The sequence below is a fragment of the Jeotgalibacillus proteolyticus genome (assembly GCF_050107735.1).
Classification (GTDB): domain Bacteria; phylum Bacillota; class Bacilli; order Bacillales; family Jeotgalibacillaceae; genus Jeotgalibacillus; species Jeotgalibacillus proteolyticus_A.
Genome location: NZ_JBNILO010000008.1, coordinates 1 through 21553, shown reverse-complemented (window position 1 = coordinate 21553; position 21553 = coordinate 1). Strand labels below are relative to the sequence as shown.

27 protein-coding genes are annotated in these 21553 nt (G+C 41.1%); 24 read left to right on the top strand and 3 right to left on the bottom strand.

Annotation, left to right across the window (positions count from 1 at the left end; genetic code table 11):
* Nucleotides 1-52: 52 nt before the first annotated feature.
* Nucleotides 53-706, top strand: coding sequence for a reverse transcriptase-like protein (locus tag ACQCT8_RS12765; RefSeq protein ID WP_426871690.1), 654 nt, complete (start codon nt 53-55; stop codon nt 704-706).
* A gap of 23 nt (nt 707-729) precedes the next feature.
* Nucleotides 730-906 carry a zinc-finger domain-containing protein gene (locus tag ACQCT8_RS12760; RefSeq protein ID WP_278239293.1) on the top strand — a complete coding sequence of 59 codons (177 nt, stop codon included), beginning with the start codon at nt 730-732 and terminating at the stop codon, nt 904-906.
* 118 nt (nt 907-1024) lie between these two features.
* On the opposite strand, the gene cspD is transcribed toward ACQCT8_RS12760, so the two are convergent.
* Nucleotides 1025-1225 (bottom strand): cold-shock protein CspD, encoded by a 201-nt coding sequence (gene cspD / locus ACQCT8_RS12755; RefSeq protein WP_278239292.1) that lies wholly within the window; start codon nt 1223-1225, stop codon nt 1025-1027.
* A gap of 282 nt (nt 1226-1507) precedes the next feature.
* Between cspD and ACQCT8_RS12750 the strand changes: the two genes are divergently transcribed.
* The 16 genes from ACQCT8_RS12750 to ACQCT8_RS12675 all read left to right on the top strand — a co-directional run bounded on the left by ACQCT8_RS12750 (nt 1508) and on the right by ACQCT8_RS12675 (nt 16159).
* A complete protein-coding gene (locus ACQCT8_RS12750; RefSeq protein WP_426871687.1) occupies nt 1508-2443 on the top strand; it encodes a metal ABC transporter solute-binding protein, Zn/Mn family in 936 nt (311 codons plus the stop codon).
* A gap of 1 nt (nt 2444) precedes the next feature.
* Nucleotides 2445-3191 (top strand): metal ABC transporter ATP-binding protein, encoded by a 747-nt coding sequence (locus ACQCT8_RS12745; RefSeq protein ID WP_426871685.1) that lies wholly within the window; start codon nt 2445-2447, stop codon nt 3189-3191.
* Nucleotides 3175-4077 (top strand): metal ABC transporter permease, encoded by a 903-nt coding sequence (locus ACQCT8_RS12740; RefSeq protein WP_426871683.1) that lies wholly within the window; start codon nt 3175-3177, stop codon nt 4075-4077. The genes ACQCT8_RS12745 and ACQCT8_RS12740 overlap by 17 nt, the downstream gene beginning before the upstream one ends.
* Entirely contained in the window at nt 4074-4946 is an 873-nt protein-coding gene (locus ACQCT8_RS12735; protein ID WP_426871681.1) for a metal ABC transporter permease, read from the top strand. The genes ACQCT8_RS12740 and ACQCT8_RS12735 overlap by 4 nt, the downstream gene beginning before the upstream one ends.
* Before the next feature lie 89 nt (nt 4947-5035).
* Entirely contained in the window at nt 5036-5455 is a 420-nt protein-coding gene (mntR, locus tag ACQCT8_RS12730) for a transcriptional regulator MntR (RefSeq protein WP_426871679.1), read from the top strand.
* A gap of 56 nt (nt 5456-5511) precedes the next feature.
* Nucleotides 5512-6192, top strand: a complete 681-nt coding sequence (locus ACQCT8_RS12725; protein ID WP_426871677.1) for a class I SAM-dependent methyltransferase — start codon at nt 5512-5514, stop codon at nt 6190-6192.
* A gap of 143 nt (nt 6193-6335) precedes the next feature.
* Complete coding sequence (locus tag ACQCT8_RS12720) at nt 6336-8021, top strand: formate--tetrahydrofolate ligase (RefSeq protein WP_426871675.1); 1686 nt, start codon at nt 6336-6338, stop codon at nt 8019-8021.
* A 71-nt stretch (nt 8022-8092) separates the two neighbouring features.
* Nucleotides 8093-8605: a hypothetical protein gene (locus tag ACQCT8_RS12715; protein ID WP_426871673.1), complete on the top strand. Its 513-nt coding sequence runs from the start codon at nt 8093-8095 to the stop codon at nt 8603-8605.
* Nucleotides 8602-9279: an HD domain-containing protein gene (locus ACQCT8_RS12710; RefSeq protein ID WP_426871671.1), complete on the top strand. Its 678-nt coding sequence runs from the start codon at nt 8602-8604 to the stop codon at nt 9277-9279. The genes ACQCT8_RS12715 and ACQCT8_RS12710 overlap by 4 nt, the downstream gene beginning before the upstream one ends.
* Nucleotides 9251-11119, top strand: a complete 1869-nt coding sequence (locus ACQCT8_RS12705; RefSeq protein ID WP_426871669.1) for an ABC-F family ATP-binding cassette domain-containing protein — start codon at nt 9251-9253, stop codon at nt 11117-11119. The genes ACQCT8_RS12710 and ACQCT8_RS12705 overlap by 29 nt, the downstream gene beginning before the upstream one ends.
* 70 nt (nt 11120-11189) lie before the next feature.
* Entirely contained in the window at nt 11190-12323 is a 1134-nt protein-coding gene (locus ACQCT8_RS12700; protein WP_426871667.1) for a conserved virulence factor C family protein, read from the top strand.
* A gap of 12 nt (nt 12324-12335) precedes the next feature.
* Nucleotides 12336-12770 (top strand): BrxA/BrxB family bacilliredoxin, encoded by a 435-nt coding sequence (locus tag ACQCT8_RS12695; protein WP_426871665.1) that lies wholly within the window; start codon nt 12336-12338, stop codon nt 12768-12770.
* Nucleotides 12771-12875: 105 nt separating this feature from the next.
* Nucleotides 12876-13652: a class I SAM-dependent methyltransferase gene (locus ACQCT8_RS12690; protein WP_426871663.1), complete on the top strand. Its 777-nt coding sequence runs from the start codon at nt 12876-12878 to the stop codon at nt 13650-13652.
* Between the two features lie 309 nt (nt 13653-13961).
* Nucleotides 13962-14555: a YpjP family protein gene (locus tag ACQCT8_RS12685; RefSeq protein ID WP_426871661.1), complete on the top strand. Its 594-nt coding sequence runs from the start codon at nt 13962-13964 to the stop codon at nt 14553-14555.
* A 147-nt stretch (nt 14556-14702) separates the two neighbouring features.
* Nucleotides 14703-15644 (top strand): thymidylate synthase, encoded by a 942-nt coding sequence (locus tag ACQCT8_RS12680; RefSeq protein WP_426871659.1) that lies wholly within the window; start codon nt 14703-14705, stop codon nt 15642-15644.
* Between the two features lie 14 nt (nt 15645-15658).
* The gene (locus ACQCT8_RS12675) at nt 15659-16159 is read left to right on the top strand and encodes a dihydrofolate reductase (RefSeq protein ID WP_426871657.1); all 501 of its coding nucleotides are present in this window, start codon (nt 15659-15661) and stop codon (nt 16157-16159) included.
* A gap of 193 nt (nt 16160-16352) precedes the next feature.
* Here the strand turns inward: ACQCT8_RS12675 and trhA are convergent, their stop codons facing one another.
* Complete coding sequence (gene trhA / locus ACQCT8_RS12670) at nt 16353-16988, bottom strand: PAQR family membrane homeostasis protein TrhA (RefSeq protein ID WP_426871655.1); 636 nt, start codon at nt 16986-16988, stop codon at nt 16353-16355.
* A gap of 280 nt (nt 16989-17268) precedes the next feature.
* Between trhA and ACQCT8_RS12665 the strand changes: the two genes are divergently transcribed.
* From ACQCT8_RS12665 to ACQCT8_RS12640, 6 genes are all read left to right on the top strand, one after another.
* Nucleotides 17269-18111 (top strand): DegV family protein, encoded by an 843-nt coding sequence (locus ACQCT8_RS12665; protein ID WP_426871653.1) that lies wholly within the window; start codon nt 17269-17271, stop codon nt 18109-18111.
* A gap of 158 nt (nt 18112-18269) precedes the next feature.
* Nucleotides 18270-19067 (top strand): SGNH/GDSL hydrolase family protein, encoded by a 798-nt coding sequence (locus ACQCT8_RS12660; RefSeq protein ID WP_426871651.1) that lies wholly within the window; start codon nt 18270-18272, stop codon nt 19065-19067.
* A 13-nt stretch (nt 19068-19080) separates the two neighbouring features.
* Nucleotides 19081-19659 (top strand): YpmS family protein, encoded by a 579-nt coding sequence (locus ACQCT8_RS12655; protein ID WP_426871649.1) that lies wholly within the window; start codon nt 19081-19083, stop codon nt 19657-19659.
* Nucleotides 19660-19673: 14 nt separating this feature from the next.
* A complete protein-coding gene (gene msrA / locus ACQCT8_RS12650) occupies nt 19674-20222 on the top strand; it encodes a peptide-methionine (S)-S-oxide reductase MsrA (RefSeq protein WP_426871647.1) in 549 nt (182 codons plus the stop codon).
* Nucleotides 20215-20640 (top strand): peptide-methionine (R)-S-oxide reductase MsrB, encoded by a 426-nt coding sequence (gene msrB, locus ACQCT8_RS12645; protein WP_426871645.1) that lies wholly within the window; start codon nt 20215-20217, stop codon nt 20638-20640. Before msrA ends, msrB begins: the two co-directional genes overlap by 8 nt.
* A gap of 83 nt (nt 20641-20723) precedes the next feature.
* Nucleotides 20724-21227, top strand: coding sequence for a PTS sugar transporter subunit IIA (locus ACQCT8_RS12640; RefSeq protein WP_278239269.1), 504 nt, complete (start codon nt 20724-20726; stop codon nt 21225-21227).
* A 115-nt stretch (nt 21228-21342) separates the two neighbouring features.
* On the opposite strand, the gene ACQCT8_RS12635 is transcribed toward ACQCT8_RS12640, so the two are convergent.
* Nucleotides 21343-21553: transposase (locus tag ACQCT8_RS12635; protein ID WP_426871643.1), on the bottom strand; the 211-nt coding region annotated here is incomplete at its 5' end.

Sequence of the window (21553 nt, the reverse complement as noted above, 5' to 3'; positions counted from 1 at the left end):
ACAATATCAGAGTAGAATGAAGGAATAGCGAGTGTCAGGAAAGGAGACGATTATGGAGATCAAGCTTCATTTTGACTACAAGCACCCGACCCTTCCTTCCGTTGCTTTTTCATCTGACTGGATTCATGAAGATGTTTCACTTAAAATGATTCAGGATTTAGAAAAAACAGGAAGAATGAAAGAGCTGAAAATAGAAGATGACATGGGTCAGACGTGGACCCTGAAAGAGTATAAAAAACTTCTGGTTAAAGAGGAAGACCAAATTAAAGATGTTCAATTGTATTTTGATGGCAGCTTTAATCCTGTCACTCATATGGCTGGTGCCGGAATCGTTCTTACTTACACAGAAGGCAAGAAGAAATTCAGAGTACGGGAGAATCTGCTCCTGACTCATTTGCATTCCAATAATGAAGCAGAATATGCTGCTTTATACAGAGGGATTCAGCTGTGCGGAGAGCTGGGAGTTACGCATCAGAAAATTAAGCTTCTGGGTGATTCCCTGGTTGTTGTCAATCAGCTTAAGGGCGAATGGCCGTGCTATGAAAACGAATTAAACAACTGGATGGATAAAATAGAGGCTTTAATGACAAAAATGGCCGTTCAGGCGGATTTACTTGCGATCAGAAGAAATGACAATAAGGAAGCAGACAAACTGGCATCACAGGCTCTCGAGGGATCCGAGATCAAAAGCAAAAGCGAGATATAATCTTTTGAAAGGAGCTGATTTGATTGGAAAGAAAAAAGGTAATTGATGAAGTGGATGAGTTGTTTGTAACATACTGCAAGGACTGTTTGGTTAAAAAACAGCTCCGAATAGAAAGAGGAAAAACAAGGGCGCACCGCTTTTGTATCCAGGAGTGCACCATAGGAGAAAAAATAATGCGTTATGGCAAGCACCTTTCCTGAATGTGCTGGTAAAAGGTGTACTGCTGGAAGCTCACTATTCGTTTATTACTAAAAATTAAATTACGCCTGAAAAAAAGCTGACGAACTATTCGTCAGCTTTTTAAAATATAGGATGGAATTATAGCTTAACCACATTAGCTGCTTGAGGACCCCGGTTGCCTTCTACTATGTCGAATGATACTTCCTGACCTTCTTCGAGTGACTTATAGCCATCTCCCTGGACAGCTGTAAAGTGCACAAAAACATCTTCCCCGCCTTCAATTTCAAGAAAACCGTATCCCTTTTCGTTATTGAACCACTTTACTTTGCCATTCTGCATGTAACATCCTCCTAATACTAAGAAGCACAGCACCGTGCCCAAGCCCTTTTTTTATCATGTTTCTGCTGAGCCTTAATCACCCAACTGTACACGATACGTATACTATACATCAAAAGGAAAAGTAGCGTCAAGAAACGATTGAATTTTCAATTAATTAATTCGTTTGACAAAGAGCGGTGAATAAATTAAAGTTGCCTTAAGGAAACTTTTATAACTTAGGTGAATACTTTGGTGTATGAACAATATAATAAACTTAATTTTACTGTCAGGAGGGAATTTAAAATGAAAAAACTAAGTGCTGCGATGGGTTTGATGATTGTTGGGGGATTAATGACAGCCTGTGGGGAGGAAAACGAGCAAGCAGGTGAAAGCCCAGTTAAAGTTGTGGCAACCACCTCTCAAATTGGCGACTCTATTTCAAAAATAGGGGGAGATCTGGTAGAAGTAACTTCACTTATGGGGCCAGGTGTTGATCCGCATACCTATCAGGCCACTCAAAACGATATCAATGCCCTGCAGGACGCAGATATCGTTTTTTATAACGGGCTTCATTTAGAGGGGAAAATGGATGAAATCTTTGAGCAGATATCAGGTTCAAAGCCCGTTCTTGCACTTGGTGAATCTTTAGACGAAGAAAACCTGCTGATTGATGCGGATAATCCCGAAGTAGTGGATCCACATATTTGGTTTGATGTTCCTTTATGGAAAGAAGCATTAGAAAGTGCTACATCAGAGCTTGTTGACCTGCTGCCTGAGGATGAAGAAGTGCTGGAGGATCAAAAAAATGCCTACTTTGAGGAGTTGGACAGTCTGATTGAAGAGTCAGAAAACTTAATGGGAAGCATTGACGAAGAAAAACGAGTACTGGTAACAGCTCATGATGCTTTCGGGTATTTTGGAAGGATGCATGACCTGGAAGTCATCGGTTTGCAAGGCTTAAGCACCGAGGATGAAGTAGGGATAAATGAAATTCAGCAAACCGTTAATCTTCTTACAGAACGAGAAATCCCATCTGTTTTTGTAGAAAGCAGCATAAGTGACCGCTCCATACAAGCTGTTATTCAGGGAGCGGAGCAGTCAGGACATACAGTAAGTCTTGGCGGAGAATTGTATTCCGATGCGATGGGTGAAGAAGGAACAGAAGAAGGAACCTATATTGGAATGTATCTTCATAATGTAAAAACAATCTCAAAAGCTTTGCAAGAGGATGGTGAATAAAGTGACTGCACTTTCTGTTAAAAATCTATCATCTGCTTATCAAAAAAAAGTTGTACTGGACTCACTCACCTTTTCGATAGAAGAAGGAACACTTACTGGAGTTGTGGGGCCCAATGGTGCAGGCAAGTCTACCATGATAAAAGCGATTCTTGGGCTGCAGCCCCGAATGACCGGCTCTATAGAATTTTTTAATGGCAAAGAAAAAAAATTAACAAATCGTCTTGGCTACGTTCCTCAGCGCGGAGCGGTAGACTGGGATTTTCCAACAAATGTTCTCGATGTGGTTACGATGGGGCTGTACGGGCAGATAGGATGGTTTCAGTATCCAGGAAAAAAACATCGAAAGCTTGCAATTGAAGCCCTTGAAAAAGTGAACATGGCTGAGTATGCCAACAGGCAGATCAGTCAGCTGTCAGGCGGTCAGCAGCAAAGAGTTTTTTTAGCAAGAGCGCTTGTTCAGGATGCAGATCTGTATTTCATGGATGAACCTTTTGCGGGGGTCGATGCAAAAACAGAAAAAACCATCATTTCAGTTTTAAAGGAACTCAAAAGCAAAGGCAAAACGGTGCTGGTTGTCCATCATGACCTCCAGACTGTGCCTGCCTATTTTGATCATGTTCTCCTGTTAAATAAACAGTTGATTGCCTATGGTCCAACGGAAGAAACGTTTACAAGAACATCTTTGAAAAAAACGTATGGAGGAGAAATCCATTGGATGGGAAGTGATCAGATTGCTGAGTCTTTTTGAAAGCAGTAATTTTCAATGGGTGTTTTTCTCCACCATTCTGCTGGGGATGGCGGCGGGTATGGTCGGGGTCATGTCCAACTTGCGGCAGCAGGGTTTGATGAGTGATGCGATTTCTCATGCAGCTCTTCCTGGTGTAATACTGGCTTTTTTGCTTACGGGTGAAAAACAGCTTCCTGTGCTGATTATTGGGGCAGGAATAAGCGGATTGGTCGCTGCTTTTTTTATATATGGCATTGAACAAAGCACACGAATTAAACGAGATGCTGCAATGGGGATTATCCTGTCCGTATTTTTTGGTGGAGGCATTATGCTTCTCTCCATTGCCAACCGGACGGGCGGGGGGCAAAGCGGACTTGACAGCTTTATTTTCGGGCAGGCTGCTTCAATGGTAAGATTGGATACCTATGTGATGGGCGGTCTTGCGCTCCTGGTCATGCTTTTAATCTTTATATTTTTTAAACAGTGGAAAGTCGTCCTGTTTGATCCACAGCATGCCAATATGATGGGAATTAATGCTCATCTATTTTCAAGCTTATATACATTTTTACTTGTTCTTGTTATTGTAATCGGCATTCAGGCAGTGGGAGTTATTCTTATGGCTGCCCTTTTAATCATCCCCGCTTTGAGTGCAAGGTACTGGACGCATTCACTGCTTATCCTGTTTTTACTTGCAGGCTTTTTCGGTGGATTTGCAGGAGCGGCGGGAACGCTTATCAGCTCAGCTGAAAGCAATCTTCCTACAGGACCTTTTATTGTGGTAACATCTTCAGCAATTTTTATTCTCTCCCTGTTTTTTGGAGCAGAAAAAGGGTTATTCCATTTAAAACGGTATCTAAGGAAAACTTCAATGCAGTCTGACGGGACGAGTGGAGGTGGCAAAAAATGAGTTATACAGCTTGGGTCCTCCTTACAGGTTCTCTTGTGGGAATCAGCTGCGGTCTTGTCGGGGTATTACTGATTTTAAGAAAAATGGCCATGATGGCAGATGCGATCAGCCATACGGTTCTACTAGGGATTGTCTCCGCTTATTTAATTTCTTCTTCACTCGATGGGGGAAGCATGCTGATTGGGGCAATGCTTGCAGGATTATTGACAGCGTGGCTGGTTCAATGGTTTGAGTCAACCGGCATACACAGTGATGCAGCGATTGGAGTTGTCTTTACAACCCTCTTTGCAATTGGTGTAATTTTAATTTCAACCTCAGTAGGAAATGTTCACTTGGATGTTAATCATGCCTTAATGGGTGAAATCTCTTTTATCCCATGGAATACGGTTAATCTTCCTGTAATCGGTCAAATACCCCAGGCGACTCTATTGTTAATGATCATTACAATTATAGTCATTGCAGTGATTGCATTATTGTATAAAGAGTGGAAAGTGACAACCTTTGATCCTGCTCTTGCAGCCAGTTTGGGGATTCCCGTACTGCTGATGCACTACGTATTTATGACACTTGTTTCAGTCACAACCGTTGCGGCTTTTGATGCAGTGGGGGCAATAATGGTTGTTGCCATGCTTATTACACCTGCAGCTGCGGCAAATTTATGGACGGATAAGCTGCTGACGATGTTGATCATCAGTGCTGTTATTGGAGCAGCATCAAGCTGTGCGGGATATGGAATTGCCATTTGGCTGAATACATCGATTTCAGGTTCAATGGCTTTTGCTACTGGAATCCTGTTTGTTTTTAGTTATTTATTTAGTCCGCGTCACGGTCAATTAGCAAAACGGTTCCATAAACCTGGCGAAATTTAATGGAACGAGTTGTGTCCACACCTCCCTTATAGTAAACTTTTTAATGATCACGTCTTTTTTTGCTGGAGATGAATGAGGAGGAACCCCACATGCCAACGCCAAGCATGGAGGATTATATTGAACAAATTTATTTATTAATTGATAACAAGGGATATGCCCGCGTTTCAGATATAGCTGATGCATTATCTGTCCATCCTTCCTCGGTTACCAAAATGGTACAAAAACTGGATAAAGACGAATATTTAGTTTATGAAAAATACAGAGGCTTGGTCTTGACTAAAAAAGGAACAAAAATTGGCAAGCGCCTTGTTTACAGACACGAGCTTCTTGAACAATTCTTGCAGATCATCGGAGTGAAGGATGAAAATATCTACATTGACGTAGAAGGAATTGAACATCACCTGAGCTGGAATTCAATAGACAGAATCGGTGATTTAGTGCAGATGTTTGAAAACCGCCCTGAACTGATTGAAGAATTAAGAAGTCTTCAGGAAAAAGAAGACCTTTAACTGAGCCTCCCAGACCCGGGAGGTTTTTTAACATTTTTTTAAAAGGAGTGATAGAGATGTCTAAACGCTGGAAAGAGCATTCGCGGGTTCAATGGGATGAAAAAGCGGAGGAGTGGCACAAAAAATCCTTCACGATGTGGACTCAGGGCAGCAGAAAAACTGTTCTTCCTGCAGTTAAAGCGTTTCTGTCTCAAGGATCATCAATTCTGGATATCGGGTGTGGTGATGGCGTTGGTTCCCGGCTAATGGGCGAAAGTGGATATGAGGTGACCGGCATTGATCTTTCAAGAGAAATGATTCAATACGCAAAACGTCAAAATTCACTGGCAAAAGTTCGATATTTGGAAGGCGGGGTTGAAGATATTGATTTTGAAAAAGGTTCTTTTGACAGCGCCATGTGTATAAATTCATTGGAATGGATGGAAAACCCGTATGAAGCGTTAAAAACAATCCATTCACTTCTTTCTGAAAACGGCAAAATTTTTGTCGCCATTTTAGGACCGACAGCAGGACCTCGTGCAAACAGTTTTAATCGGCTGATTGATGGCCATTCTATTTGTAACACGATGATGCCCTGGGAATTTCAAGGACTTGCTGCTCAACTGAACTGGACCTATCTGGATGAAGTTTACGTTTACAAAAATGAAGCCATTCATTTAAATAAAGACGGTTTGTCCAAGCAATTAAAACAGAGTTTAACGTTTTTTACTCTTTTTATTTATGAAAAACAAAAATAGAATTGAAAGCTGCCGTTGCGTACGGTCTTAAAAAAGCATAGCTTAAAAAGACAGAAAAAATTAAGTGTATAGCAGCTAGTTGAAACAGTGCCATTTCTATTCGTGATATGATGATAAAAGTACATAGATGATGGAGGGTTACCATGACAATAAATAAAACAGTCCCGTCTGATATTGAAATTGCCCAGCGTTCTAAGATGCAGCAGATTGTTCACGTTGCAAATCAAATTGGCTTAAGCGATGAAGATCTTGAGTTATATGGAAAATTCAAAGCTAAAATCGGCTTTAATGCAATACAGCGTGTTCAAACAGCAAAAGATGGAAAGTTAATTCTCGTAACTTCCATTAATCCGACCCCTGCCGGAGAAGGAAAGTCTACTGTAACAGTCGGTCTTGGAGATGCGTTAAAAAAACTTGGCAAAAACACAATGATTGCGATGCGGGAGCCTTCGTTGGGCCCGGTCATGGGAGTTAAAGGAGGGGCTACTGGCGGAGGCTATGCCCAGGTTCTGCCGATGGAAGATATTAATCTTCATTTTACTGGCGACATTCATGCCATTACCTCTGCCAATAATGCTCTTGCTGCTTTTATAGACAATCATATTCACCAGGGAAATGAGTTGAACATAGATCCAAGAAGAGTGATCTGGAAACGTGTTATGGATATTAATGACCGGGCACTTAGAAATATCATAGTGGGTCTTGGAGGCGCCGTACAGGGTGTGCCAAGAGAAGATGGCTTTGATATAACGGTTGCTTCAGAAATTATGGCCATCCTCTGTTTAGCGGCTGATCTGGAGGATCTTAAAAAAAGACTTTCCTTAATCGTCGTGGGCTACACCTATGACAAAGAGCCTGTAACAGTAGGGAAACTCCGTGTGGAAGGTGCATTGACACTTCTGTTAAAGGATGCGTTAAAGCCGAATCTTGTCCAAACAATAGAGCAGACACCTGCACTTGTTCATGGCGGGCCGTTTGCAAATATCGCTCATGGCTGCAACTCCGTGATGGCAACAAAAACGGCACTTAAGCTAGCTGATTATGTGGTGACAGAAGCAGGTTTTGGAGCGGATTTGGGAGCGGAAAAATTTCTTAACATAAAAACCAGAGCAATTGATAAAAACCCGGATGCGGTCGTCATTGTCGCAACAATTCGTGCATTAAAAATGCATGGTGGAATGGAAAAAAAGAATCTGACAGCTGAAAATACTCAAGCTCTTGAAGATGGGCTGGCGAACTTAAAAAAGCATATTGAAACCATTCAATCATTTAATTTGCCTTTTGTAGTTGCCATCAACCGCTTCCACACAGACACAGCAGATGAAATTGAACTTCTTTCTAACTGGTGTAATATGCATCAAGTTCCGTACGGATTAACTGAAGTGTGGGCAAAAGGAAGCGAAGGAGGGAAGGAGCTTGCTGGAGAAGTTTTAAAAGCGATGGAATCCAGCCAGTCCTTTACCCCCCTTTATTCTTTAAGTGATTCCCTTAAAGAAAAAATGAATAAAATTGCCGTTAATGTTTACGGAGCAAAAGGAGTTGTTTTTTCTTCAAAAGCAGAAAAGCAAATCCAGCAATTCGAGAAATTTGGCTGGGGGTCGCTGCCGGTATGTATGGCTAAGACGCAGTATTCTCTTTCAGACGATGCAGCTAAACTCGGAAGACCTGACGATTTCACCATTGCGATCCGGGATCTGATTCCCAAAATCGGTGCAGGTTTTATTGTTGCTCTTACAGGCAATGTTATGACGATGCCTGGCCTTCCGAAAGAACCTGCCGCACTAAACATGGATGTTGACAAAGATGGCAGGGCAGAAGGACTCTTTTAAACACATAAAAAAGTGCGGGTGAACATTCATATGGTAAGATGGAACAAATCAATTAAAAGAAGGTGTTCCGGTTGTTTGATCCGACCGCATTTGATAATTTAAAAACCGTATTGGAAGGCACGATTTATGACCGTGATCTTGATGGAACGATTACGATCACGAATCGTGCTGACTTAATTGATATAGCTTCACTTAACAGGTCGTATACGATAACATTTCATTCCATTGAAAATTCAATAGAGGCTGAAATGAGCTTAAAAGCTGATTTAAAGAAATTAGCAGTTGAGCTGCTGCCTGGTGATCATGGAGATCATGAAAGATTTGCAGGGGCGGTGATTTCCATTACTTATCGTAAAAAGGGAGCATCATGGAGTCAGCAGGAACTGGAAATATTTAAGGGGCAATGGGGGCAGGAAAGATGCTGTGAGCTTAGGACGATTTCTTCTAATCGAAGGGACCCGGTATGTGAAATGACAATAGAGTTCGACAGGACGATTACAGAGGACATGCTGAGAGATGTCGAGGAAATGGTGTATTATACCATAGAAACGACTGACTTGCTCAGCACAGGGAAAAAGCGATGAAACTATTGCCTGAACATATAGCTGCTGCGGAAAACTGTATCCGGTCCTTTTTTGAGCGCGATCACTCCGGACATGACTGGGATCATATCCAGCGTGTCAGGAGGACGGCTCTTTTTCTATGTAAAGAAGAAGGGTGCTCTGATGAACTGGCAGTGGACTTAATTGCTCTTTTACATGACGCAGGAGATGACAAGCTATACTCTTCTGAAGAAGAGGCTCACCGCGCGCTTCAGACTGTTTTGCAGGAAATACAATTGGATGATGAATATCAAACATTTATCCTTGAGGCTATTCATTGCATTTCCTATAGTGGAGGGTGTACGCAGAAACAGATTCCAATAGAAGCCGCCATTGTACGCGATGCTGACCGTCTTGACGCGATGGGAGCAATCGGAATTGCAAGGGCATTTACGTATGGCGGTGCGATCGGTTCAAAATTTTATGATGAGAGCATCCAGGTTAGACATGAATTAACGAAAGAAGCGTACCGAACAGAAGAATCGACGGTCATCAATCATTTTTACGAGAAATTACTGAAATTAAAAGATCTGATGCTGACTGATTCTGGAAAAAAAGCAGCCAATCATCGACATAAATATATGGAAGAGTTTGTTAAACAATTTTTAAAAGAATGGGGGGATCCGCATGAAACAGCTGACAGCGGAAAACATTGAAAAAACATATGGAGAGAAAACGTTATTTCGCGATCTGTCATTTGTAGTGTCAGAAAATGAAAAGATCGGTCTAATAGGCATTAATGGTACAGGTAAATCCAGTTTAATGCACCTAATCGCCGGCATTGACGGTGCAGACAGCGGATCATTTAAGCACCCCAATGATTACCGCATCCAGTATTTACCGCAGGAACCGGATTTAGCAGAAGAGCTTACTGTTTTGAATGCTGTTTTCGAAAGCAATGCGCCTGTCATTCAGCAAATGAGAGAATACGAAGAAATAATGGACGAGTATGAAAAGAATCCTCAATCAGATGAACTGCAGCAGCGTGTATTAAAGGCACAGGAGGGCATGGATAAAGCAGATGCCTGGGATGCAAATTCACAGGCTAAAATCATTCTTTCAAAATTAGGTGTTCAGGATATAGGTGCAGTTGTAGGTACTTTATCGGGCGGCCAGAAAAAGAGAGTGGCGCTTGCTAAAGTACTAATTGAAACACCTGATCTGCTGCTCCTGGATGAACCGACGAACCATCTTGATTATGAGGCGATTATCTGGCTGGAGGAATTTTTACGAAAATACTCCGGTTCAGTCATTATCGTTTCACATGACCGGTATTTTCTGGATCAGGTCTCCACAAGAATGATTGAAATAGATCAGGGAAGAGCTTTTTCATATAAAGGAAATTATCAATCCTTTATCGAAGCAAAGGCGCTGAGAGAGGAAGAAGAACAGCAGTCTATGCAGAAAATGAAGAGCTTATACCGCAATGAACTGGCTTGGATGAGAAAAGGGGCTAAAGCAAGGACCACGAAGCAAAAAGCCAGAATACAGCGATTTGAAAACATTGAGCAGGAAGTTGGAAGCAACACAAATAAGGACCAATTATCCCTGGGAATGACTTCAAGCAGATTAGGGAAAAGTGTCATAGAATTGCAGAACATTTCAAAGGGATTTAAAGAAAAAACCTTATTTCAGGAAGTAAATTTACTTGTACAAAGAACCTCAAGAATCGGAATTATCGGTAAGAACGGAACAGGAAAGTCTACATTACTGAATATTATTGCTAAAAGGCTTGAGCCTGACGAGGGGACAGTGGAGATTGGTCAAACAGTCAAGCTGGCTTATTTCTCTCAGGAAATCATAGGTATGGATGGCAGTCAAAGAATGATCGAGTATATACGGGAAGGCGCAGAAGTAATTCAAACAGAAGAAGGCAGTGCGTCAGCTGCTCAAATGCTGGAGCGCTTTTTGTTTCCTCTTTCTACTCATGGAACTCCGATCTATAAACTGTCAGGCGGCGAAAAAAGGAGATTGTATCTTCTTCGGCTGTTAATGGACCGGCCTAATGTGCTGCTGCTCGATGAACCAACCAACGATCTGGATACAGAGACCCTGACTGTTTTAGAGCAATTTATTGAAGAGTTCCAGGGGGCAGTCATCACTGTATCCCATGACCGGTATTTTCTGGACAAAGTAGCTGAACATTTACTCGTGCTTAAAGCAGACAGTAAAGTGGAGATTGTTCAGATGGATTATTCTTCTTATCTACAACGGGAAATGGAAAACATAAAATTAAAAGCGGAACCTCTAAAAACAGAAGTAAAAGAGCCTCAAAAAAAGAAAAAGCTCTCTTACCTTGAAAAAAAAGAATGGGAAGAGATAGAAAATAAAATTGCTCAGGCAGAAGAAAAGATAGCACTGCTTGATCAGGAGATGCAGACCATCGGCAGTGATTTTGATAAAGCAGAACGCATTATGTCAGAACAGCAGAAAGCAAATGAGGAGCTTGAACAGCTGATCGAACGCTGGGACTACTTGTCTGAGTTTGCAGAATGAGGCGATGTTTTCGAAAGAAAGAATTGAGTATGTTACACTAACAAAAAAGATCCATGAAAGGAGAGGTTGTATGAAAATCGTTTCAATAGAGCCTACTCCAAGCCCAAACACAATGAAAGTTATTGTAGATGAAGCGCTGGCTGGAGGAAAAAGCAATAATTACAAAAAAGACGAAGCAGAAAGTGCTCCTGAAAAAATTAAAAATTTGCTGCTCATTGATGGTGTGAAGGGAATTTATCATGTAGCAGATTTTCTTGCTGTAGAGCGTCATCCGAAAATGGACTGGCAGGAAATTTTGCCAAAAGTGCGTGAAGTTTTCGGTGAAGTGCGTGAGGAGCAAGAAAATGAAGCAAAAGTCAATGAGCATTTTGGTGAAGTGCAGGTTCAAGTATTGCAATTTAAGGGAATCCCCATTCAAATTAAGCTGCTGGATGGCAGTGAAGAAAAACGGTATGCAATGCCTGAATATTTTACGACTGCTATGGCAGACGCCCAGCTTGAAGGGGAAAATGTGGTCCTTCTTCGGAAATGGAAGGAATATGGTGTCCGGTATGGAGACTTTGATCAGATTGCAAAGGAAGTAATGGATGAATTGTTAGCCTCGTATCCTTCAAGCAGGGTACAGGGAATCGTTGCTGCTGCAAAAGAAGCTGATGTCAGGGAAGAGAAAGTTAGAAGAGAGTTAAAGCCTGTAACTGTTGATATGTACCGTTCTGCAAACAGCTGGCAGGAAAGGTATCAGCTTCTTGAGCAGATGCCTGAGCCTACTCTTGAAGATCTGCCATTGCTTAACACGGCGCTCGAAGATGAGAAACCTTCCGTAAGAAGGCTTGCCGTTGTTTATTTAGGAATGATTGAAGACGAACGTGTGCTTCCTTCACTCTACAAAGCATTATCAGACCGGACTGTTACGGTAAGACGAACTGCAGGGGACTGTTTATCAGATCTTGGCTTTCCTGAAGCTGAAGAAGCGATGATGGAAGCGCTAAGGGATAAAAACAAACTTGTACGCTGGAGGGCCGCTATGTTCTTATATGAAGCAGGAACAATGAATTCACTCCCTGCACTTAAAGAAGCGAAGGATGATCCTGAATTTGAAGTAAAACTTCAGGTGCTCATGGCGATCGAACGGATTGAAGGCGGAGAAGAAGCAAAAGGGTCTGTCTGGAAGCAAATGACAGCTGCAAGACAACAAGGATTATAGGAGGAATCGTACATGTCTATGGCATACGAAGAATATATGAAACAGCTGGTAAAGCCTATGCGCCAGGAATTGACTCAGGCGGGCTTTAAAGAGCTTACAAATGAAGAAGAGGTCCAATCTTTCATGCAGGACGTCTCGGGAACATCTCTTGTCGTAATTAACTCTGTATGCGGCTGTGCAGCGGGCCTTGCGAGACCTGCTGTTACTCAGGCGCTCATTACCCATGAAAAAGAGCCGGATCATCTGGTCACGGTTTTTGCCGGCCAGGATAAAGAAGCGACTCAAAAGATGCGAAGCTACATGACTGATTTCGAAGCTTCTTCACCATCCATTGCACTGCTGAAAGATCAAAAAGTAGTGCATTTTATTCCAAGAGAAGAAATTGAAGATCATGCGGTTGAAGATATTGTAGCGAACTTAAAAGGGGCAATGGATCTTCATTGCTAAGCTCTCATTAATTAAGGCTGATGATGTTATATAGTGAATGAAAATAGAAGTAAAAAAGGTGCCTTATGGGTGCCTTTTTTAAGCAGATAAAAGAAGGTGCACAATATGATTGTCACTGCTGCAGGAAATGCGGGTCACAGCCAAACGATGATGGCTGAAGAAGCAGCAAAAAAGTTAGGTGCAGAGTACAAAGAACGAAATAAGAAATCAATATCCTGGTTAATCGAGACCTATGGCAAGCCTGTACTTGTTATTGGCAGCGGACGATTTGAGTATTACGAAGAGGGGAATGAACCATTTTTCTTTCATCCAAATTCAAGCGCTTTTCGTTTGAAGCGGTTAATGAATGGTGAAAACGATCCGTTAATCAATGCTGCAGGACTGCAAAAAGGAAATTCATTTTTAGACTGTACACTTGGTCTTGGAGCGGACTCTATAGTGGCATCCTACATTGTCGGAGAGGAAGGCAGTGTTACCGGAGTCGAAAAAAATCCAGTGATAGGATATCTAGTTCAGCAAGGTCTTACACATTGGCGTACAACGAATCCTCAGCTAGAAAGATCAATGAAGAGAATTAAAGTTCACATAGCCGATCATGTAAGTTATTTAAAAACGCTTGAAGACCGGTCAGTTGATGTGATTTATTTTGATCCTATGTTTTCTTCTTCCATTTCAGAGTCATCCGGTATAGAACCATTAAGGCGCTACGCAGAGTATGATGAGGAGTCGTTACACGAGTCTGTTGAAGAAGCGAAAAGAGCGGCGAAAAAAAGAGTCGTGTTTAAGGACCATTATTCATCACCTCGATTTGAGACGTTCGGCTTCAAGGTTCAAGTAAGACCCTCTTCTAAACAGCAGTACGGAGTTATTAATCTAGAATGAAAGAAATATTGAGGCAGTTAAAAGACCATTTGTGCATGCGTAATGCTCAAATGGTCTTAAACATGCTATAATGTCGAATTGATTGGGTTTATTAAACGTTACTCAGCAAATTGCAAATAAACAAAATATGCAAGCATTAACAAGAACCCAGTGCCAATCAATATACTTTCCATGGTGTTCCCTCCCTACCATTTAGCAATAAGTCAATTTCATAACGAAAATTAAGAATTAATGAAACCTTTAGCGGATCTCTTCGTAATCAAGTATAATGTATTTATGAGTAAAGAGACAAGAAGGGATTTGCTAATAATGCCGAACTGGTTAAAAAAATCGCTCGTTGTACTTATTTCAATTCTTACTTTTGGCATGGTTACGCCACAGGATCTGCTTGCTGACCAGCCTAAAAATGACAGTCAATCCCCAAAAACATTTTCTTCTATGGAATCTGATACGGTTGTTACAGAAACAGTCATTACCGTTGCCTCCAAGGAAGAACTCATTGAAAATTTAATGGATGATGCTCAAAAAATAACAAGTGAAAAATTGGGTCAGCGCGTTATGCCCAGGATTGAGAGAGAATTTCAAAGCCAGGTGCTTCCTGAAATGGAAAAAGTAATTTCTTCTCTAGTACAAGAATATCCACCATCCGAATATCACCATTTAATCATTTCCCCCGCTATAGGAAAAGGGGACGGTGAGCGGATTTTTCATATCATGGATGAACAAACAAAGGAAGACGTTTTATGCTTTCATGTCAGAAGAGATCAGCCTCCTCTAGAAGGGTTTACGTTTAATTTCCATTATCATACCCAGAAAGATCATTTTGAATCTCATAACATGATTTCATCTATTTATTGGGGAAAAGATACTCCGCCCAAATTTGGATCAAAACGATTGCACTAAAACTTGCTGGACAGGCTGCCCGGACGTAAATCAATTGATTTCGTTTGGGCTTTTTCTATTTATAAAAGGACAGTTGCAATTTCTGCTTTGATATCTGTTTATTTTTTCTTTATACTTACGTTGATAAGAATGTCAGGAGGTCTTCACATGCGTCAATATTTAGATTTATTACATAATGTTTTAGAAAACGGGACAGTAAAGAATGATCGAACGGGCACAGGCACGATCAGTTCCTTTGGTCATCAGATGAAGTTTGACCTGTCTGAAGGCTTCCCGATGGTCACCACAAAAAAGGTCCCATTCGGTTTAATTAAAAGTGAGCTTCTTTGGTTTTTAAAAGGGGACACAAATATTCGATACCTGCTAAAGCATAAAAATCATATTTGGGATGAATGGGCATTTAAAAAATGGGTGGAGAGCAGTGAATACAGTGGACCTGATATGACGAATTTTGGCCTGCGGATTCATCAGGATGAGTCGTTTAAAGTCCAATATGAAGAACAAATGAATTTCTTTACAAACGCCATAATGGGGGATGTTGAGTTCGCTGAGAAACACGGGGACCTTGGAAGTGTTTATGGCAAGCAGTGGCGGGAGTGGAAAAAGTCGACAGGTGAAACAATTGATCAAATAAAAGAGGTCATTCACTCAATTAAACATAATCCGGATTCAAGAAGGCATATCGTGACTGCCTGGAATCCTGAAGATATTCCTATGATGGCGCTTCCGCCGTGCCACACTCTTTTTCAGTTTTATGTAGCAGATGGGAAGCTGTCATGCCAGCTTTATCAGCGAAGCGGTGATTTATTTTTAGGGGTCCCCTTTAATATTGCAAGCTATTCTTTATTGACCTGTCTTATTGCAAATGAATGCGGTTTAGAGCCTGGTACATTTGTTCACACGATTGGGGATGCTCATATTTATTCCAATCACATCGAACAGGTAAAAGAACAGTTAAGCAGAAGTCCTAAAGATCTTCCACAGCTTGAGTTTAATATGGATAAAAATCTATTTTCACTGGAGCCGGATGACATTAAATTAAACGGGTACGAGCCGCACCCCGCCATTAAAGCTCCAGTGGCAGTATAAAGGAGAGACATCCAATGATTTCTATTATCGCCGCACATGCAAACAACCGGATCATCGGCCATGAAATGGATATGCCCTGGCATCTTCCAAATGACCTGGCTTACTTTAAACAACAGACGACAGGCAAGACGCTGTTAATGGGCAGAAAAACATTTGAATCCATGAATGGTCCTTTAAAAAACAGAACGAATATTGTTGTAACGGAAAATAAAGAGTGGTCCCATGAAGGAGCTATTACTGTTCATTCCATCGAGGAAGGACTGGAACTGCTCCGGAAAGAAGAGGGAGAAACTTTTATCATCGGAGGGGGCTTTGTTTATAAAAGTACAATCGATTTTGCAGACAGATTATACATTACAGTTATTGATCTTGAAACTGAAGGGGATACAACGTTTCCAGATTATTCTTCAAACGAGTGGGAAGAAGTTTCCTCGGTACCTGGAGTAAAGGATGAAAAAAATCCCTATGATTATACGTTTAAAATTTATGACCGTGTTCATAAAAAAAGAGCTTGAGACAAAAGTGTCTCAAGCTCTTTGACCGGTTTGCGGCGCTTTAGGCAGACGCTTTCGGCAGGGACGGTTGCTTGAACCTCTCCAGGCTCTTGTCCTGTATAGTCTCAGTCTCCACCTTCCGCTCTGTTATCCCCTTACTATTCATAAAATCTTCTTCATTTCTAAATTCTTTATAGTTTTGTCTCAGCCTAGTTTATACGTATAAAATCACACAAAAATACATAAATGCACTTCCTGCAATAACAAACAAATGCCAAATCGCGTGGTTATAAGGAAGCTTTCTCCATATATAAAAGATGGCTCCGATTGAATAAAACAGTCCGCCCGCAAATAACAGGGCAAAGCCTGAAAATGTCAGCTGATGGTACAATGGAACGATGGCAATCATAATCAGCCACCCCATTAGAATATAAAATAATGTGGCAATGATCTGATATCTGTCTACAAAATAACATTTGAAAACAATACCCGCTGCCGCCAGCCCCCACACGATTCCAAAGATCGTCCAGCCGAGGGGGTCTCTTAACGACACAAGCATAAAGGGTGTATAGGTGCCCGCAATCAGGAGATACACTGCAGAATGATCCAAAATAGCAAAAAGTTTTTTTAGTTTCCCCTCTTTTACACTATGCAGCAATGTAGAAAACAGGAAAAGGATAATCATTGAAGCGCCAAATATGGAAAAGCTCACAATATGCCATGCCGTTCCTTTTTCTATAGCAAAAAGAATTAAAAAAACGAGAGCCGGAATACTCAGCAGCAATCCAATTCCATGCGTGATCGCATTCGCCAGCTCTTCTTTCGAGTCTTTATAGTCAAACGTATCCATATATTCATCTCCCTGGTATCATTTCGCGAACTCATGTTTCAAGTTACTCTTAATTTTATCGGGTCAACTAGCTTTATGCAATTCAATCAGCACGTGCCATGTTGATAGAGCGCTTTCATAGGAGCGGTGAAACTTCTTTAGCCGCTGGGGCTGTTCGGCTTCATGACACTTATATGACACTTGTCATAACTTTTTTACTCATAACTGTTCTTCCTGTAAATTGTCCTTTAAGTTATTGTATAATGAGGAACAGGAAATGGATGAATAGGATGTGTGTAGAATGAACAAAGTGAAAATTGTTACAGATTCAACCGTAGATCTTAAAGAAGAAATAGTGAAAAAGTATAATATTACAATTGTTCCTTTAACACTGTCGATTGATGGCAGGTCTTATGTGGATCGGGTAGAAATAACCCCTCAGGAATTTTTAAGCAAGATGAGAGTATCGAAGGAACTCCCTAAAAGTTCCCAGCCGTCTGCTGGTGCTTTTAAAGAAATGTATGATGAATTAGGTTCGGATGGAAGCAGTATTATCTCCATTCACATGACAGGAAACATGAGCGGAACGGTAAGATCAGCGCTTACAGCAAAAGATTTAACAGAAGCGGACGTCTCCGTGGTAGATTCAAGGTTTATCTCAAAAGCACTTTCATTTCAGGTTGTAGAAGCCGCAAAAATGGCCCAGGAAGGCGCTTCAAAAAGTGAAATAATGGACAGAGTGTCTCAAATTAGAGATTCCACCCACTTATTTGTGGTGGTTGATACGCTTGAGAATCTGGTTAAAGGCGGCAGAATAGGAAAAGGACGGGCAATGATTGGTTCATTGCTGAATATAAAGCCGATTGCATCCTTAGCCAATGGAGAATACACGCCGGTGTCCAAGGCCAGAAGCCATTCGCAGGTTGTCAAATACCTGGCCAATGAATTTAAGAAAGATGTTGAAGGCAAAACAATTAAAGCGGTGGGCATCGTTCACGCCAACGGATTAATGCTTGCTCAATCATTAAAAGAAAAAATAGCAGCGGAGTGCGGATTTGAAGATGTCTCGATTGAAGAAACGACACCGATCATTTCCACTCATACAGGCGAGGGCGCAATTGGATTTATGTATCAGGCTGAATAAATGATTCGCCTTCCGTTTCCCAGCGGAGGGCTTCTCTTTATTTTAGTCTCTGAAGTCGCTGTTTTAATACTGAAGCAGACTGGCTTCGCTTTCATGTTTATCATGGACTGCAAGTGATATAATAAGGGTATAGGAAGTGAAAGAAGGTGGGAAAATTGATGAAAAAATCAGTCAGGTTTGGCGCCGTTGCTGTGTCTTCTATTTTCCTGGCCTCCTGTGTCGGCAGCAGTTCAACTGAACAGGCGGATCGAAGTTTCTCCATGGAAAATAAACCATTGCCTGATTCGTCATTTATTCCTAAAGAGGTGAGTGTAGTATCCGTAGGCGACTCCCTCACAGAAGGAGTTGGGGACAGTACAGGTTTAGGCGGGTACGTTCCCATATTGGAAAAAAACATGGAAATGCAAGATGAATTCAGCGATGTTGAAATTTTAAATTTTGGCAAAAAAGGGAATCGGTCAGACCAATTGTTAAAGCGGTTGAAAGAAGAAGAGGCTATTCGAACTTCTATTATGGAAGCAGACTCAGTGATCGTGACAATTGGCGGCAACGATGTAATGAAAGTTTTCAGATCAAATTTTCCTTCTTTGTCTTACGATGACTTTTCTTCGGCTCTCATCCAATATGAGGATAGATTAACAAATATATTCAGTGAGGTAAGATCTGTAAATCCTGACGCATCTATTGTTCTAATGGGAATATATAACCCCTTTTTCGTTCTTTCTGCAGATATACAAGAGATGGAACTGATAGTAGAGGAATGGAACAACTCAGCTGAAGCGATCGCCGGTCAATGGGATAATACTTCCTTTGTGGAAGTTTCGGATCTGTTTGCCTCTTCACAGGAGAATTTACTGCATACCGATTATTTTCATCCCAATGATATCGGTTACTCACTGATTGCCGAACGCATTGAAGAGGAATTGACTGGAATCTTATTACAAGCAGAAGAGTAGAAAGTGGGATGGTATGAAAAATAAATGGAAAGTGTCTTTTTTACTTTTAGCAGCGGTTGTTTTACTTGTTTTAATTTATATTTTTTACCTGCTTTTTCAGCCGGTGGAGCAAAAACCGCCGGCTGATGCGGCTCCTGCTCTCCCGCCTGAATCTCAGGCTGAGTTTAATGTAACAACCACCAAAGAGGATTTGACGATTGTTGCTAATCGTTTTCTTGAAGAAGAATTAAACGGGCAGATTGACTTCTCCGTTGCTCTCGATGATTTAGTGGCTTTACAGGGCTCGCTGCCGGTGTTTAATTCCCAAATCGACTTTTTAATGACATTTGATGCACAAGCGATGGAAAATGGCAATCTGCTATTGACTCAGGAAAGTCTATCTCTTGGTGCAATTGATTTGCCTGTTGCAAATGTGCTGAAATTTATAGAAGACTCCTATGAATTTCCTGAATGGGTCGATGTTCAGCCGAACGATCAGGAGATTATTATTCAGGTAACTGAAATTGATGTAGCGGCAGGTCTTAATGTAAAAACAAATCAATTTAATTTAAGAGAGAATGATATTTCATTTTCAATCTATGTTCCGCGTTAAGGGGGAGAAAGAAATTGGATAATCAACAGTATAAAAAAGCAACATTCGCAGGCGGATGCTTCTGGTGTATGGTTAAGCCTTTTGATGAACAGCCCGGAATCATTCGTATTACATCAGGCTACACAGGAGGAACGAAAGAAAATCCGACCTATCAGGAAGTCTGCAGTGAAACAACCGGTCACCGGGAAGCTGTTCAAATCATCTACGATCCTGCGCTTTTTCCATATGAAAAACTGGTAGAACTATTTTGGACGCAAATCGATCCGACGGACGCAGGCGGTCAATTCTTTGACAGAGGTGAATCATATAAAACCGCGATTTACTACCATGATGAAGAGCAGAAAAAGACCGCTCTGGATTCAAGACAGGAGCTTGAGGACAGCGGCCGTTACAATGCACCTATTGTAACAGATATTTTTGAAGCGAAGCCTTTTTATGAAGCGGAGAAAGAGCATCAGGATTATTACAAAAAACATCCAATCCGTTACAATGCTTATCATCAGGGATCGGGCAGAGCAGGCTTTATAAAAAAATACAATCAAAGGAGTCTTGAAAATGACTAAGGACTTTGACACATCTAAATTGACGAAAATGCAATATGACGTGACACAAAATAATGGCACAGAGCCGCCATTTAAAAATGATTACTGGGATGAATTCCAAGACGGCATTTATGTTGATATCGTGTCGGGCAAACCGCTTTTCAGCTCCACTGATAAATACGATGCAGGGTGCGGCTGGCCAAGCTTTACGAAGCCTATAACAGATGCGGAAATTCTTGAAAAAAAAGATACAAGTCATTTTATGATCCGGACCGAGGTGCGAGGCAGTTCTTCGGATTCTCACCTTGGGCATGTATTCAATGATGGTCCTGGACCTGATGGATTAAGATACTGCATAAATTCAGCTGCTTTGCGTTTTATTCCGAAGGAAAATTTAGAAAAAGAGGGCTATGCCGTTTATACAAAATTGTTTGACTAAAATCATTTATTTAGGTAAGTTAACAGTTCTGATGTTTTGTATCACACTAAATTGTCTATATCATGAGTAGGAGAGTGATTAGTATGTTAAAAAAATTATTTGGCAAAAAAGAAGAAGCACCATCTGAAATTTCTGTATATGCACCGATTAACGGGAAATTGTTAACACTTGATGAAGTTCCCGATCCTGTTTTTTCTCAAAAAATGATGGGCGACGGCATTGCGATCGAGCCCGCTGATGGCAAAGTAGTATCCCCAATTGATGGAGAAGTCGTTCAGGTTTTTCCAACGAAGCATGCAATAGGTTTAAAAGCAAAAAATGGAGCGGAAATCTTAATTCACATCGGACTTGAGACGGTTTCGATGGAAGGAAAAGGATTTGAAACGCATGTTGCTGAAGGATCTAAAGTAAATGTTGGGGACCCCCTTGTTACCTTTGATCTTGAATTGGTTGCTGAAAAAGCGAAAAGCACCATAACACCGATTATTCTCACAAATGGAGACGATCTTGGTTCAATTTCTAAGAAAACTCTTCAGACTACAACAGCAGGAAAAGACGTTGTAATGGACATACCTACTAAATCATAGTATTTGTGTAAAGAGGCTGGGACATAACTAGCTAAAATTCACAACTCAAAAGGCACCGCACATCATTTTTGATGTGCGATGCCTTTTTCTTCTGTTATTTTGTTTTGCTGCTAGGTCATTTTGCGCTTATGGCGGCGAATTTTCTTAAATTCACCGCCATAAGCGCAAACCCCAACTCGTTTTTCACCCGATTTTTTCCACGGACAGATAATCGGGTGAAACCTAAATTAGCCTTCAGAAATCCAAAAACTGGTTCTACGTCAATCTTCCGTCTTCCGTAGATTTTCCCTGTTTTTTCTTCTGAAAGCAATGTTCTGATTCGTTCT